14 protein-coding genes are annotated in these 13919 nt (G+C 55.2%); 9 read left to right on the top strand and 5 right to left on the bottom strand.

The features are described 5' to 3' along the window. Window positions 1–2046 carry a carbohydrate-binding domain-containing protein gene (locus NST43_RS29955; RefSeq protein WP_339221061.1) on the top strand — a complete coding sequence of 682 codons (2046 nt, stop codon included), beginning with the start codon at window positions 1–3 and terminating at the stop codon, window positions 2044–2046. Between the two features lie 101 nt (window positions 2047–2147). On the opposite strand, the gene NST43_RS29950 is transcribed toward NST43_RS29955, so the two are convergent. After that, window positions 2148–3062, bottom strand: a complete 915-nt coding sequence (locus tag NST43_RS29950) for a phosphatidate cytidylyltransferase (RefSeq protein WP_339221060.1) — start codon at window positions 3060–3062, stop codon at window positions 2148–2150. Window positions 3063–3442: 380 nt separating this feature from the next. On the opposite strand from NST43_RS29950, the gene NST43_RS29945 reads away from it, so the two are divergent. The 3 genes from NST43_RS29945 to NST43_RS29935 all read left to right on the top strand — a co-directional run bounded on the left by NST43_RS29945 (window position 3443) and on the right by NST43_RS29935 (window position 5637). Next, window positions 3443–3988 (top strand): hypothetical protein, encoded by a 546-nt coding sequence (locus tag NST43_RS29945; RefSeq protein ID WP_339221058.1) that lies wholly within the window; start codon window positions 3443–3445, stop codon window positions 3986–3988. A gap of 77 nt (window positions 3989–4065) precedes the next feature. Beyond that, the gene (locus tag NST43_RS29940; protein WP_209986777.1) at window positions 4066–4548 is read left to right on the top strand and encodes a DinB family protein; all 483 of its coding nucleotides are present in this window, start codon (window positions 4066–4068) and stop codon (window positions 4546–4548) included. 213 nt (window positions 4549–4761) lie between these two features. Continuing rightward, complete coding sequence (locus tag NST43_RS29935; protein ID WP_339221056.1) at window positions 4762–5637, top strand: aminoglycoside phosphotransferase family protein; 876 nt, start codon at window positions 4762–4764, stop codon at window positions 5635–5637. A 63-nt stretch (window positions 5638–5700) separates the two neighbouring features. On the opposite strand, the gene NST43_RS29930 is transcribed toward NST43_RS29935, so the two are convergent. From NST43_RS29930 to NST43_RS29920, 3 genes are all read right to left on the bottom strand, one after another. Continuing rightward, complete coding sequence (locus tag NST43_RS29930; protein WP_339221055.1) at window positions 5701–6588, bottom strand: YegS/Rv2252/BmrU family lipid kinase; 888 nt, start codon at window positions 6586–6588, stop codon at window positions 5701–5703. 134 nt (window positions 6589–6722) lie between these two features. Further along, window positions 6723–7667: a catalase family peroxidase gene (locus NST43_RS29925; protein WP_339221053.1), complete on the bottom strand. Its 945-nt coding sequence runs from the start codon at window positions 7665–7667 to the stop codon at window positions 6723–6725. A gap of 72 nt (window positions 7668–7739) precedes the next feature. Further along, window positions 7740–8225, bottom strand: a complete 486-nt coding sequence (locus NST43_RS29920; protein ID WP_339221051.1) for a GNAT family N-acetyltransferase — start codon at window positions 8223–8225, stop codon at window positions 7740–7742. A 136-nt stretch (window positions 8226–8361) separates the two neighbouring features. Here NST43_RS29920 and NST43_RS29915 point away from each other — a divergent pair, with 136 nt between their 5' ends. Further along, window positions 8362–8703 (top strand): zinc ribbon domain-containing protein YjdM, encoded by a 342-nt coding sequence (locus NST43_RS29915; protein WP_339221049.1) that lies wholly within the window; start codon window positions 8362–8364, stop codon window positions 8701–8703. 86 nt (window positions 8704–8789) lie between these two features. On the opposite strand, the gene NST43_RS29910 is transcribed toward NST43_RS29915, so the two are convergent. Next, complete coding sequence (locus NST43_RS29910; protein ID WP_339221047.1) at window positions 8790–9824, bottom strand: stalk domain-containing protein; 1035 nt, start codon at window positions 9822–9824, stop codon at window positions 8790–8792. 170 nt (window positions 9825–9994) lie between these two features. Here NST43_RS29910 and NST43_RS29905 point away from each other — a divergent pair, with 170 nt between their 5' ends. From NST43_RS29905 to NST43_RS29890, 4 genes are all read left to right on the top strand, one after another. Beyond that, window positions 9995–10675 carry a TetR/AcrR family transcriptional regulator gene (locus tag NST43_RS29905; RefSeq protein WP_339221046.1) on the top strand — a complete coding sequence of 227 codons (681 nt, stop codon included), beginning with the start codon at window positions 9995–9997 and terminating at the stop codon, window positions 10673–10675. A 69-nt stretch (window positions 10676–10744) separates the two neighbouring features. Then, window positions 10745–11671 (top strand): ABC transporter ATP-binding protein, encoded by a 927-nt coding sequence (locus NST43_RS29900; RefSeq protein ID WP_339221044.1) that lies wholly within the window; start codon window positions 10745–10747, stop codon window positions 11669–11671. Continuing rightward, window positions 11668–12417 carry an ABC transporter permease gene (locus tag NST43_RS29895; protein ID WP_339221042.1) on the top strand — a complete coding sequence of 250 codons (750 nt, stop codon included), beginning with the start codon at window positions 11668–11670 and terminating at the stop codon, window positions 12415–12417. The genes NST43_RS29900 and NST43_RS29895 overlap by 4 nt, the downstream gene beginning before the upstream one ends. 59 nt (window positions 12418–12476) lie before the next feature. Beyond that, window positions 12477–13898 (top strand): DHA2 family efflux MFS transporter permease subunit, encoded by a 1422-nt coding sequence (locus NST43_RS29890; RefSeq protein ID WP_339221041.1) that lies wholly within the window; start codon window positions 12477–12479, stop codon window positions 13896–13898. Window positions 13899–13919 lie beyond the last annotated feature (21 nt).

The raw sequence follows: 13919 nt of genomic DNA, 5'->3' as shown, positions 1-13919 counted from the left end.
GTGAGTACATCAGTTTCGGCCGCGCAGAGCAGTACCTCTGCCGCTGTGCAGCTGGCAAGTGTGAAGGCAACGGATCTTGTGGCTTGGGAGGAAGAGGATGCTGTAACCGCCTGGACGGCAACGGATTCGACTGCTATAACTCTGGCTGGAACTACTGCTGTGGTAGACGGTGCAGGCGCAACGGTGCAAGAAGGCACAGTAACCATTACGGAAGCAGGCACTTATGTGCTTAGCGGCACACTGAGTGACGGCCAGATTATCGTAGATGAGCAGGACAAAGGGACCGTAAGGCTGGTGCTGAATGGCGCTCACCTGACGGACAGTGATAGTGCTCCGATATACATCAAGGAAGCCGGTAAAGTGGTCATCACCTTGCAGGAAGGGACGGATAACAGTGTGACAGATGGAGCTGCGTACGTGTTCGCAGACGGAGCTGAGGATGAGCCAAGTGCGGCGGTCTTCAGCAAAGCAGACCTGACGATTAACGGCACCGGCAAGCTGACGGTAACCGGCAACTATAACGATGGCATCACCAGCAAGGATGATCTCAAAATCATGTCCGGCACGATCGAAGTGCAGGCAGCAGATGACGGTATTGTCGGTAAGGACCTGGTAGCTATACAGGACGGCGGTATTACAATTCATGCAGAAGGCGACGGCATCAAATCAACGAATGACAAGGATGCCGCCAAGGGCTTCATCGCTATTGCCGCCGGAACCTTCGACATTACGGCCGGTAATGACGGGCTTCAAGCGGAGACCGCTGCTGTCATCGACGGCGGCACGTATACACTGGTGACTGGAGGCGGCTATGTGAATGCCGCAGTGAAGACCGGCGATCAGGGCGGGCCGGGAATGGGCGGCGGCTTCGGTCAGCATCCGGAGGATGGAGCCTTCCCTGCTCCCGGGGAAGAAGGGGGTACGCCGCCTGCGATGGATGCTGAGCCGGCGGCTGACCAGCCCCAAGCAGTGGAGAGTGGCACCGCAGCAGCGGCGGAGACAGAATCCGTCAGCGCCAAAGGGATGAAGGCAGGCGGCGTCCTGACGGTGAACGGCGGAAGCTTCACGGTGGATGCCGCAGATGATGCGCTGCACAGCAACAGCAGTATCTCGGTAACGGATGGGGAATTCCAGATCACTACAGGGGATGACGGGATTCACGCCGATGCTCTGGTCTCGATATCGGGCGGCACCGTCAATATTACGCGGAGCTATGAAGGGATAGAAGGGGCGGATATCACCATATCCGGCGGTGAGATCCATGTGACAGCTACAGACGATGGAGTCAATGTGGCCGGAGGCAACGATACTAATACGGCAGCAGGAACGCAGGCTCATGATACGTTCAGCAGCACCGGCAGCAACCTGCTGGCCATTAGCGGCGGGACCCTGACTGTAGATGCCGCAGGCGATGGCCTGGACTCCAACGACTCGGTAACTATGACCGGAGGCACCGTCATTGTGAATGGCCCCGAGAACTCCGGCAACGGTGCCCTGGATTATGACGGAGCCTTCAACATCACAGGCGGGTTCCTGGTAGCCGCAGGTGCATCAGGAATGGCACAGGCTCCGGGCGAAGACTCCGGCCAGTATTCGGTAAGCGTGGAGTTCGCTGCCACCCACCAGGCCGGAACGATGGTTCACCTGGAAGACGCTGACGGTAAGGGCATCCTGACCTTCACTCCAGCGAAGAGCTTCCAGACCGTAGTGGTCAGCGCTCCAGAGCTGAATGGCGGCTCTTATACGGTCTATACCGGCGGCAGTTCTACCGGAACAGCAACAGACGGATTGAATACCGGCGGGACGTACAGCGGGGGCGGCAAATTCGTTGCTTTTGACATCACCAGTCCGGTGACCTGGGTGAATGCATCGGGTGTAACCACAGGCGGAAGCGGGATGGGAGGAGCGGGCGGCGGAGGGCGAGGCAACCGGACCGGCGGCGGGCCGGGCGGCCAAGGAGGAACGCCGCCGGCTGACGCGGGCACGACAAGACCTGCCGATGCAGGCACCACGGCTCCAGCCAATGCAGGGGCAAGCAAGGAATAAGCAGTATGGTGAGCGGCATCCCCGCAGCCAAACAGAGACTATCCGCTCGCGGATAGTCTCTGTTGCTGCGCTTCGGGGTAACAAGCGGGTATGCCCAGCGGCTACATGAAGTCGAAATAGTAGCGGATTACATGGAAGAACACCGGTGCGGTATAGGTGAGGCTGTCGATGCGGCTCAGATAGCTTGTCTGAAGTGCGGCGAATTTGTCATCATCCCCGATCAGCAGATCCCGCTTAAGCACGGAGACGGTCAGGCTGCCGAAGAATCCACTGAGACTGACCAGCATGCCGGAGAGATAACCGAAGACCGGATTCAGCGGTGTCAGATGAGGATACATCAGATAGGATACCGCTGTTGTCACCACAAACGCGCAGACGAATCCTTCCCAGGTCAGGTGGGGATTTGCGGTCGGGACGATTTTGTGTCTGCCGAAGTAGATCGAAGCCAGATAGTGAACGGCATCATTGAGCTGGGTCAGTACCACTAGGAAGAGGACCAGACCTGCCCCGTACTCCGGCGTTGCGAATTGGAAGTAAGCCAGATGACTCAGTCCGAATACCATCAGCATAAGTCCCCACTGGGTAGCGCTGACGCTGCGCAGGAAGCCAAGGGTCCCTTTGTTGATCAGCCGGGGGAGCGGCAACAGCAGGAACACATAGACTGGAATGAAGACAATGAACATCCCGTACCATTCAATGTAGACCCAGTAGAATTGCAGCGGAATAGACAGATAAGCCCATAGGAACAGCCTGCGGTCCGCTTTTCTGGTCCGGATCATGGAGAAATACTCCTTGAGGGCGAAGAAGCTCAGCACCATCAGGGACAGCAGGGACACGACAGAATTGGACAGGGTAGCGAGGCAGAAGATGAACAGCATGCCCCACCAGGTTTTGATGCGGAAGCCGATTCCGGTATAATCCTTGTCCTTCTGCAATCTGCTGACCACAAGATACAGTCCATGTATAACCGATAGAGCTGCAAAGATCAGAACTAGTGTGAATAAGGAGCGGTCCACTTGCAATCACCAACTTGTCTCGGAGTGGCATTTCAATACAGGGATTTTATGCTAAAATAGACAGAGCGTCCAGCTTAATTTGAAGCTTACACTTGATTCGTTGTGCAGTATAGAGACCTTAGTAGGCACTACAGACATAAATGTTGTACGTTCTACAACTCTGAATCATTGGTAACCGGGTGTTCGAGAGGATTGTTGCATCAAATACATGAATTATCCCGTTAAGCCGTTTGGAGAAGGCGAAATGCTGTCTTTTAGACAACAATTTTGGATTTAAGCTCATTTCATGAGCATAATGTTGTATTATGTGCAGGATTCCAAAGAGTTATGGGATCACTGCCACAAAAGGCCTATAAACAGATTATAAGGGGAAAATTGCAATGTCAGCAGACCGGTCAGTGTACATCATGCTCACCAATACGGGAACGCTGTTCACGAGGCTCATTCAGGGCTATACCAAAGCGCCGTATAATCATGCCTCGATCTCATTTAACCGGGAGCTGTCCGAGCTATATAGCTTTGGAAGGAAGCATCCGGCCAATCCGCTGAACGGCGGGTTCGTGAAGGAGGATATCCGCACAGGCACCTACAGCAAATACCCGGAGACTACCTGCGTCATCTACGAGCTTCAGGTTACAGACCGTGAGGTTGAGAAAATGAAGCGGGTGCTCCAGGTCTTCATCCGCAGCCGCCAGAAGTATCTCTACAATATCCTCGGCGTCATCGGCATTGCGCTGAAGGAGCCGGTGGAGTTCAGCAACTCCTATTTCTGTTCGCAGTTCGTTGCTGAGATTCTGGAGCGCTCGGGCATTAAGCTGTGGAACAAGCTGCCTGCGCTCGTCACCCCGGATGACTTCCGGCAGAGCGAACGGCTCCATCTGGTCTATTACGGCAAGCTGAGCGAATACAAGCCCTCCAGCCAGTAGAGAAGTCCTCGTTCCCGGTAGGGGAAGGGGGCTTTACTTAGAATATAACAAAATGCGAAGAAGAGGAGAGTGAAGGAATGGTTCATGCCAAGGATGTGCTTGCCAATCAACTGCTGGCCGGTGCTAATGATCCCAGCTGGCATCTTCCTTATATGCAGGCTGTGGAGAACGTGACCGAGGAGGAAGCGTTCTGGAAGCCGGTTGAAGGAGTCAGCAGCATAGCTGAGCTTACCCAGCATTTACTGTACTGGAATGAAGCCTGGCAGACACGGTACCGCGAAGGGCATATGGACGCTTTGCCTCCGGTTAAGGATAATAACCTCAGCTTCCGGCTTCCGGCAGATATTGCGTTCAGTGAGCTGCGCGGAAGGCTGCTGCAGACGCTCTTGAACTGGCAGAGCCTGCTGTCTGAGGAAGGGCTGGAAGAGCAGGTGAACGGGTTCCCGGTACCGGCTGTATGGTGGGAGATCATCAGCAATGCGGCAACTCATAATGCCTATCATATCGGTCAAATAGTGTTGATCCACAAGCTGTACATTCCGGCCAGGCTACAAGCATAAGCCCGTTCAGGGCAGGTATTTGGCTGTGCAGGGTGACCGCTATAAGGCATGGCCCAAGCAGACTGGCCGGAATTCTCTTGCCGGTCTCTTTGTCGTACAGTGCGGACCGCACCATAGATCTGCTTGTGCAGAATAGCTTAATCTGTAATGAAATGGAGCATGTGATATTCTTGGCATAGGGTCTACTGAAGGGAAAAGAGAGGAATTCATATCATGATTGAGAACATCATCAGAGGTCTGGAAGAAAGATATGCCTGCCGGCTGAAGCGGCTGACAGGGGGATATACGAATCTCACCTATCTGATGGCGGGGGCGGAGCCGCCGCTTGTAGCCAAAATAACAAATCTGTCCAATGAAGACACCCTCAATGAGGTTCAGGTGATGCGGCTGGTGCAGGGAAGCTGTGATGCCCCGGTGGTGCATGAGGTGTCGGAGATGGAGGGGATGCGCATCATCATCATGGACTGCATGCAGGGCGGGAACGCCCAATCCGTTCTGGATGCCAGGGACTGGACAAGAGCCGAGCGGATCTACAGCAGAATGGGGCAGCTGCTGGCTGCCCAGATTCATTCCCGCCCTTATCAGCCGCAAGAGACAGAGATCCGGCTTAGCAACAGGTCTGCACTCAGTCAGGTGATTCAAAAGCTGGAATTCGTCCCCGCCGCTCTCGGCAGGCAGTCACTTCACTTTCTGTCTGCTGCGGAGGCCGGGGAGCTTCCGTGGGTCCTGACCCATGGCGATTACGGAGTACATAATCTGCTCTGTGAAGCCGATGATCTGCTGCATGTGCTGGACTGGGAATGGGCGGAATGGGGCAGCCCGCTGAATGATGTCGCCTGGGTCTGCTGGTTCACGAAGCACCATTATCCCGTACAATCCGTGCTGCTCAACACTGCCTTCATGCGGGGCTATCTGTCTGTTAACCCGTTATCCTTCACTGCGCCCCAGATGAAGGCGGCGAGTCTGTACAGGGTATGGAATATCCTGCAACGCCTGCAAATAGCGCCCAAGGAGGTGCAGCGTGAATGGGTCAGACGTCTGGAATGGACGCTCGGTGAGGACTTCGCAGAGCTGCACGGAATCAGCTGAGGAAGAGGCTTTTCACGGATTCCAGTATTCTGTAGTCTGGAGCGCCTGAGGCGCCTGAGCCGGTCAGTCCTCCGGCACCACGACCTGAATGTGGCGCGGAATGGTGCTTAAGGAGATCGGCAGCGGCGGACCTTGCTCGCCGTCCACATTCGTCTGTACCTGCTCAGTGGAGCGGACGGAGACCTCCTTGGCTGTGAAGTAGATGATATCCTTATGATTCCGCAGATTGCCGAGCAGCAGGGAGATGCTGACCGTAACGGAATTCAGCAGGTGCAGGTCCTTGACGATGAAGCAATGGAGCAGGCCGTCATCTACAGCGGCAGTGGGGGCAAGCTTCTCGAAGCCGCCCACGGAATTCGTCAGGGCCGCAATGAACAGCGGGGAGGAGCCTTCCCAGATCTCCCCGTCGTGAGTGATCGTCAGGGTATGTGCAGTATTGCTGGCCAGCTCCTTAATGCCCTCTTTTAGATAAGCAAGGAACCCGAGCCGGCTCTTGTCTTCGGAGCTAACCGAGGAGAGGGAGCCTGCCAGAGAGCCTGCGGCTACCACATTGACGAACAGCCGGTCATTCAGCCGGCCCATATCGACTCTTCGGGTCCGGGGCGAAGCCAGGCTCTGGATGGCCTCTTCAGGAACAAGCGGAATCTGCAGCGCGCGGGCGAAATCGTTGACGGTGCCCATCGGTACAATGCCAAGTGTGGGGCGGTGCTGCTGATCTGCAAGGCCGTTCATCGTCTCGTGGAGCGTCCCGTCTCCTCCAATGGCAACCACCAGATCATAGCGCTCGGCGCATGCCTGGAGGCAGAAGGCGGTGGCATCTCCTTCCCCTGCGGTCTCCTGGACGGTAACCTGATAGCCTGCGCCTTGCAGCACCTCTTCCGCTGCTCTGATATAATCCCGCGCCTCTGCCTTGCCGGACGACGGGTTCATGATGACCATGGCCTGCTGCATACTGCACTCCTCTCTCTTGTAACCGGATTACTATCCATTAACCAACTAAGTACATTGTTTGAATCAAAAAGCGCCAAAGGGCGCATTGTCCCTTTGGCGCTGGGCCGGTATATGTCTGCCGCAGCAGGCAACTGCTATCTTCCTTCGATCCGCCGTCCATAAGATTCGGCGTAGGCCGCGCTGCGGAACTTAAGAATCGGGTCATCCGAGAGGAGCATGCCGGTTGTGAGGGCCGTCGGGTCCATGAGCAGATCCTTCGGATCGGGAATGATCTCTGAAATATGCAGCCGCCCGAGATCGATTCTCCGTCGGTCCCCGGGCCAGGCATGGGTAGGATCATCCGTAGCATCGCCTTCCTCCCCAAGAACAGCGACCAGCTGGAAGATGGCCGGCTCATCCTTGAAGCGCAGCTCCAGCTCATCCTCCAGATAGCGGTCCGGCTGCTGCGCAGCCTCCTCCAGCGTCAGTGTGCGCACGCCCGTCTCAGGAACCCATTCGAACCGGACAGGCTGCTGCCTGCCCTCTGCATTGACCAGCACATAAGCATGTATGCAGTAATAGTGACATTCGGCGTAGCTGGCAGGCGGCTTCAGCCGTCTCACAGCGAGCAGAGCTTCCTTGCTCTCGCTGAAGTGGCTGACAATTTCCTTCATCAGCTCAATCGGTCCGAGTGTCCCGGTCCGCAACCGGTGGGCCATGTGTACAATGTCGATGAAGGACTCCGGGGTCCGCGCAAAAAAGACAGGCACGGTCACTCCAACCAGATTCGTAACCTCGCCATCCGGCAGGACGAACTGGACAGCCAGCCCCTTGGCAGGGGAGAGCAGATCGGCAAGTGCCGGATCGGTGGAGCTGCCCGAGAAGCGGACAACGGCATTCACCTGCTGCTCCTGAAGATGTCCCGCCTCCGTGAATTCCTTCCCCAGTCCGCTCGGGCGGAAGAGGCCGCGGCAGCAGACTCCCGCTGCATGGGCGCGGCGGTATCCGGGATGGACACCGGACAGGTTCTCTATGGCATCTACGGCCTCAGCGGCAGGCTGGCTGCTGCTATGCTCCGATTCTGATTCCAATTTATTCATGCCCTCATTCACTCCTTCACGGTCATTTATAACGTATACAAGCTACCTTCTAATTATTACCACTCCCGCCGCTCATCCAAACTGCTTCTCGTAGACATCCACCTGGTTATCATGGTTATCCGTTGCACTTCTGATCCGGCCATATCCGTTCAGGGTCCAGAATGCCTCACCGGCCTTATTCTCGAGCTGGACAGCCAGCCTAACGGCTTGTAAGCCCTGCTGCTGAAGTATTCTCTCCAGTTCATGCACGGCAGCCTTCCCTAAGCCTTGCCGGCTATAGTGCCGGTGAATTACCAGAAGGCCAATCCAGGGATAGTGATCCGGGCCGTAGTCAGGAAGATAGGTGAGCAGACCGGCGACGCGTTCACGGAACTTGATGTACAGCATTTTCTCACCCATGACGAGGTTCTTACGGTTCTCTGCTTGCAGCTCCAGCGGTTCGAGGTAAGGCTTATGCTCTACCATCAGATTGAATTCAGGCTGTGAGTTCAGGATGGAGGCTTGTATGTCAAGACTCTCCAGAGACAGTGGTTCGGTAACAGCTTCTAACTGGATCATAATAATCCCACCTTTTTATTAAATTAACATCTAATTAGATATTAATTTAATAACTGAGTATTATCAAGTTATATGTTAAACTTAGACAGACTTATCCCTATAACACATGCTTAAGCAGGAATGGAGAAATGAAATCATGAATGAATTGCCAAATTGCCCGCAGTGCAGCTCTGTGTACACCTATGAGGACGGAGAGCTTCTGGTCTGCCCGGAATGCGGACATGAGTGGTCTTTGGATGCAGGAAGTACGAGCGGTGAAGAAGAGAAGGTAATCAAGGATGCTAACGGGAATGTACTGGCTGACGGGGACACCGTAACGGTGATCAAGGATCTCAAGGTCAAGGGCAGCTCGTCCGTTCTGAAGATAGGCACCAAGGTGAAGAACATCCGGCTGGTGGAAGGCGACCATGATATCGATTGCAAAATCGACGGGTTCGGCGCAATGAAGCTAAAATCGGAGTTTGTGCGCAAGGCATAGCATAGCATGAAGCAAGAGCGGAAGAGATGGAAATAAGGAACTTATTCCCATCTCTTACAGGGGATTGCCGAATGCTCTCTCCCCCGTTATAGAATCCGCCGCGCGGTAACAAACCGCTGCTTCCACTTGCTGCCGAAATCCTCCATATGTACACCCTGCTCCTTGGAGTAGGTATGCAGTATCCGGTTATATCCGGCGTAGATGGCTACGTGTCCGATGTCAAGACCTCTGGCGGTGAAGAACAGCAGATCTCCGGTGCGCAGCTCGTCCATGCCAACCTTCCGGCCTTCCTGTGCCTGATCGTAGGAGACACGGGGAAGCTCAACTCCGAGCATATCCCCAAATACACGCTTCACAAAAGAAGAGCAGTCGAATGTATCCGTCTGGTCAGGAGAAGCGCCGAATTCATAAGGGGCACCCAGGTATTGTTGACCGGAGGCGATCAGCGCTTCCCCTTGCTTCTGCAGCAGGGAAGGGCTTCTGTAATCCGTAAATTTCGGCTTGGAGGAGATATATCCTCTCCCATTATCCGCAGTCCGCACCTCCAGCCAGAGGGCATTAACCTCACGGATGACATGGACCTTGCTTCCGGCGGGCAGCAGGCCTAGACTAGTGGCGCTGCTACCGGCATCCGGGCTGCTGCGAAGATTGACCCCCCATGTGACCGAGGTCTCATAGGCGGCTGCCGAGGAGATCATGACGGAGCCCGAAGCCGGCTCCCAGCTCACCTGGCTACCTAGGGCTTCACTGATGAAGCGCAGGGGAATCATACTGTAGCCTTGCGACAGTTGCCCCGGCACAGCCAACTGAGCGGTCTTCCCGTTCAGCAGAGCTGTGGACGAGCCTAAGGTATAGGTGAGTGCAGTTCCGCCTTTGACGGCAGTTACCGTCTTGCTTGCATTGTTCCAAGAGAGCTCAGCCCCCTGGGCTTCGAACAAGCCGCGCATAGGAACCAGTACGGTCCCCCCGATGTTCAGCGGCCGGGTCTCCGGCTGAAGTTGCTGCCCGTCCAGGTAGATGGAGATGGGCTGGGGTGAAGGGGCTGCATCTGCATGGACGCGGTCTGGTAATAACAGGGCCAGTCCAAGCAGAGACAGCAGCATAGTTGTTCTTGTTGTCATGGATTCATCACCTTATGGATAGATTTAACTCTCTCCTGTTAGACGTTATTGGTGTGAATTGGTTCTGTGCCAATTGTTGGTAACGGTTAGCAGACAAGGCCTGCAAGAGCCCCGCTTGACGTCCGCAAAGGTACAGACTATAATCTAACCAGTTAGTTAGAAAAAAGGAGATGGAAACCATAACCACAACAGGGGGCAAACGCAACGCCAAAATATACGATGCCGCCCGCACCCGGGGGATTATTCTGGATGCAGCAGAGGAGATCTTTGCCGAGTCCGGCTACTCAGCGGCACGGATTGATGCCATCGCGAAGGCATCCGGGTACAACAAAAGCCTGATTTATCAGTATTATGGCGACAAGCTAGGGCTATATACGGAAGTGGTTAAGCGGGCGGACCAGACTGGCGAACAGATCACAGGCTCGTTCATCAGCGAATTGCTGAAGGATGAGCAGGTACTACAGGACGCGTCCGCTTTCAAGACTTTCTTGGAGTACTGGACCCGTCAGACCGTCTCCTTCCTGCTGGAGCACCGGAGTTACCTGAGAATCCTCTTCTGGGAAGCTGCGGAGGGCTGGAAGACCTGGAATCAGATTACCTACCGTCCGGAAGATGATCCTCAGATGCATGAACTTGCCATGGCCGCCCAGAGGAACGGTATCCTTCGTCAGGATCTGGACCCCGCGCTCTTTCCGATGCTGATCATGAACGTGATTGCTATGACACTGCAGTCGTCTTCAAGGTTTGAGCACTTGTTCGGCAGCCCGGACTCTCCGCAGATTAGAGAACAGACCACACAGCAGATTGTGCAATTTATTATCCATGGCGTCATGGAGCCGTCTTTACTGTAAGGGCGGCTGTTTCTTTGGACTAAATATAAACAACTAGTTAGTTTTAAACAAAGCATAGGAGTGATGATGATGACCGCAATCATTCAGACAGAAGGACTAACCAAGCATTTCGGCAGCCATCATGCTGTAGATCAGCTGTCAATTGAGGTCAACCCGGGCGAAATCTACGGATTCCTGGGACTGAACGGAGCAGGCAAAACAACAACCATCCGCATGCTCCTGGGCATGATCCGCCCCGATTCCGGTTCGGCCTACCTGTTCGGACGGCGGGTCGATGCGGGCAGCCATAAGCTGTGGGCGGAGGTGGGGTACATGGTCGAAACTCCCTACTCCTATCCTGAGCTTACGGTCCGCGAGAATCTGGAGATTATCCGCAGACTGCGGAGCATCCCGGACCGCTCTGCCATTGACAGTATTATCGACAGGCTCCAGCTTACCGCTTACCGGGACCGCAAAGCCGGGACGCTCTCCCTCGGTAACGGGCAGCGGCTGGGTCTCGCCAAGGCCATGCTGCATCATCCGCAGGTGCTGATTCTGGATGAGCCGACGAACGGGCTTGACCCGGCGGGGATTGTGGAGGTGCGGGAGCTGCTCCGGGACCTTGCGGCGGATCAGGGAGTGACGATTTTTATCTCCAGCCATATTCTTGGCGAAGTCTCCAGGCTGACGAGCAGAATTGGCATCGTGCATCAAGGGAAGCTGCTGCAAGAGACGGATGTGGAGGATCTTCATCCCTTGCTCCGCAGGAGTCTGCTGGTGCAGACCCGCGATCCGGCAAGCGCGCGCAGCAGGCTGACTCAAGCAGGCTATGCTGTGCAACAGAACGCAGAGGGCACACTGCTGCTTCAGGAAGAACGAGCCGTAACGAATCCGGAACATATCTCCAAGCTGCTGGTGTATGCGGATATGCCGCCTACGCTGATACAGGTGGAGGAAGAGGATTTGGAGCATTATTTTCTAAGAGTCATTGGATCTGAAGGAGGAGTGAGAGGATGAATCAATGGCTATCGGCCCTGTGGGTGGAGGTCTTGAAGCTTCGCCGTTCCAGGCTGTTCGTGATCTCGCTGGTGGTCAGCATCCTGGTGCCGGTAATGGTCGGATTGGTGTTCTCCGGGACCATTGGCTCCCAGAGCGCCTTTGAGGGTGAGATCAATATGGCAGGATTTCTGAAGGAGCTGGGTATTATCGTCTCCATGGGAGGCTTGATCGGCTTCGGGTTCGTGTACAGCTGGAGCTTCGGCCGGGAATATTCCGACCGCACGGTGAAGGACCTGCTGGCCCTGCCGCTGTCCCGGTATGGGGTGGCCGCTGCGAAGATTGTTGTTGCTACGTTATTATGTGAAGTTCTATCCTTGTTCATGTTCATATCCGGGTGCATCACGGCATGGCTTACCGGCTTGGACGGATGGAGTCTGGAGGTCATTGTTCAGGGATTCAGCGGGTACGCACAGATCTGTCTCATGGTGATTGTTCTGAGCATCCCTGTAGCGTGGATGGCTTGTATCGGGCGCGGTTTCCTGTATCCCCTGGGCATCGTCCTGCTTACCATTGTGATCGCTCAGTTCGGCGGGGCGCTGGGCATTGTAGAGTATATTCCGTGGGCTATTCCCGGACTGCTCAGCGGTGCCTCAGGAGAGGAGAGCACACATCTGGAGCTGGTTAGCCGTATGCTTCCGTTTCTCACCGGCGCTGTTGGCCTCATAGGCACGCTTGCCTGGTGGCGGTATGCCGACCAGACCTAAGCCGGGCGGAATTGCAGATTTTTATTATTGCAGATTTTAAGTAGTGGAGGGGAACGGAAATGGAAAAGGCACCGAAGGGCACGATCCTTATCATGGCTATTCTAATTATCGGAACTATGGCAGGGCTGCTGAATCAATCCTCGCTGAATACGGCACTGCCGAACATTATGGGCGAGTTCCGGATATCTGCGAGTACCGTGCAGTGGTTAACGACCGCTTTTGCCCTGGTTACGGGCATTGTAGTTCCTATTACGGCTTTTCTTATTCAGCGGTTCACCACCAAGCAGGTATTCGTCTTCGCCATGGGGATGCTGAGCGCGGGAACGCTTCTGTGCGCGGTGTCTCCGGGCTTCGGCCTGCTGCTCACGGGAAGAGTCGTGCAGGCGGTTGGTGTGGGCATCATGCTCCCCCTGGTGCAGACACTGACGTTCATTCTGATCCCGGTTGCCCGGCGGGGGTTCACGATGGGGATGATCGGGCTTGCGGTTAATTTCGCTCCGGCGATCGGACCTGTGCTGAACGGCTGGCTCGTGGAGAATCATTCCTGGCGGTTGCTGTTCTATATTCTGGCCCCTTGCTCGCTGCTGCTCACCCTCCTTGGGGTATTGCTCGTGAAGAACGTTACGCCACAGGTGAAAAGCAAAGCCGATGCTTTATCCATGACGTTGTCCTCGCTCGGCTTCGGCGGCGTGCTGTATGGCTTCAGCGTCTCCGGCAGCAAAGGATGGGGGAGCACCGAGGTGCTGATCTCCCTCGCAGTTGGCTTCATTGCGCTCGGACTCTTCGTCTGGCGGCAATTGACGATGGAGAATCCTCTGCTGGAGCTGCGGGTGTTCACCAGTTCTGCTTTTACTATGGCTACTGTAATCAGTATGATTCTGATGATTATCATGCTGAGCGCGCAGCTGCTGCTGCCGCTCTATATGCAGACCATGCTTGGCTACTCCGCGCTGAAGTCGGGTCTGATGCTGCTGCCTGGCGCAATTCTGATCTGTATCATGTCGCCTATAGCGGGGAAGTTATTTGATAAAATAGGTGCCAGAACGATGGTAATTACCGGACTCAGCCTGACGGTCATCTCTGCATTACTGTTCTCGAATCTGACGGAGCATACGTCCTATACGTTCCTTATGGTTGGCTACTCTCTGCGGATGGTCGGCGTCAGCCTTACCCTGCTGCCTGTCATCACCAGCGGAATGAATTCCCTGCCGCCCGCCCTGATCCGCCACGGGATTCCCGTGAATACCACCCTGCGTACCGTCGCTGGTTCCATCGGAACCGCCCTGCTTGTCACTATAATGACTTACAGCGGCGGCGGCTTGAAGCAGACGGGCAATGTCCATAGCTTAATTCACGGGATGAATGTAGCTTCCATGGTCACGACAGGAGCCGCAGTGGTTGCATTGATCCTGTCCTTCTTCATCCGGCGGAAGGAAGAGATCCCTGCGGAGATTCCCGCAAAGGGCGTCGCTGTGAAATAACCGCTTATGTATGGAGATAGG

Origin of the sequence: Paenibacillus sp. FSL H8-0332 (assembly GCF_037963835.1) — a bacterium.
In the GTDB taxonomy this organism is placed as follows: Bacteria; Bacillota; Bacilli; order Paenibacillales; family Paenibacillaceae; genus Paenibacillus_AQ; species Paenibacillus_AQ rhizoplanae.
Note: the sequence above shows the minus strand (reverse complement) of the source record. Positions and strands in the feature narration are given on the sequence as shown.

Coding starts and splice junctions, on each gene's coding strand:
- NST43_RS29945 (WP_339221058.1), top strand. CDS start 3,443: ATGTCAGCAGACCGGTCAGTGTACATCATGCTCACCAATACGGGAACG.
- NST43_RS29940 (WP_209986777.1), top strand. CDS start 4,066: ATGGTTCATGCCAAGGATGTGCTTGCCAATCAACTGCTGGCCGGTGCT.
- NST43_RS29935 (WP_339221056.1), top strand. CDS start 4,762: ATGATTGAGAACATCATCAGAGGTCTGGAAGAAAGATATGCCTGCCGG.
- NST43_RS29930 (WP_339221055.1), bottom strand. CDS start 6,588: ATGCAGCAGGCCATGGTCATCATGAACCCGTCGTCCGGCAAGGCAGAG.
- NST43_RS29925 (WP_339221053.1), bottom strand. CDS start 7,667: ATGAATAAATTGGAATCAGAATCGGAGCATAGCAGCAGCCAGCCTGCC.
- NST43_RS29920 (WP_339221051.1), bottom strand. CDS start 8,225: ATGATCCAGTTAGAAGCTGTTACCGAACCACTGTCTCTGGAGAGTCTT.
- NST43_RS29915 (WP_339221049.1), top strand. CDS start 8,362: ATGAATGAATTGCCAAATTGCCCGCAGTGCAGCTCTGTGTACACCTAT.
- NST43_RS29910 (WP_339221047.1), bottom strand. CDS start 9,824: ATGACAACAAGAACAACTATGCTGCTGTCTCTGCTTGGACTGGCCCTG.
- NST43_RS29905 (WP_339221046.1), top strand. CDS start 9,995: ATGGAAACCATAACCACAACAGGGGGCAAACGCAACGCCAAAATATAC.
- NST43_RS29900 (WP_339221044.1), top strand. CDS start 10,745: ATGACCGCAATCATTCAGACAGAAGGACTAACCAAGCATTTCGGCAGC.
- NST43_RS29895 (WP_339221042.1), top strand. CDS start 11,668: ATGAATCAATGGCTATCGGCCCTGTGGGTGGAGGTCTTGAAGCTTCGC.
- NST43_RS29890 (WP_339221041.1), top strand. CDS start 12,477: ATGGAAAAGGCACCGAAGGGCACGATCCTTATCATGGCTATTCTAATT.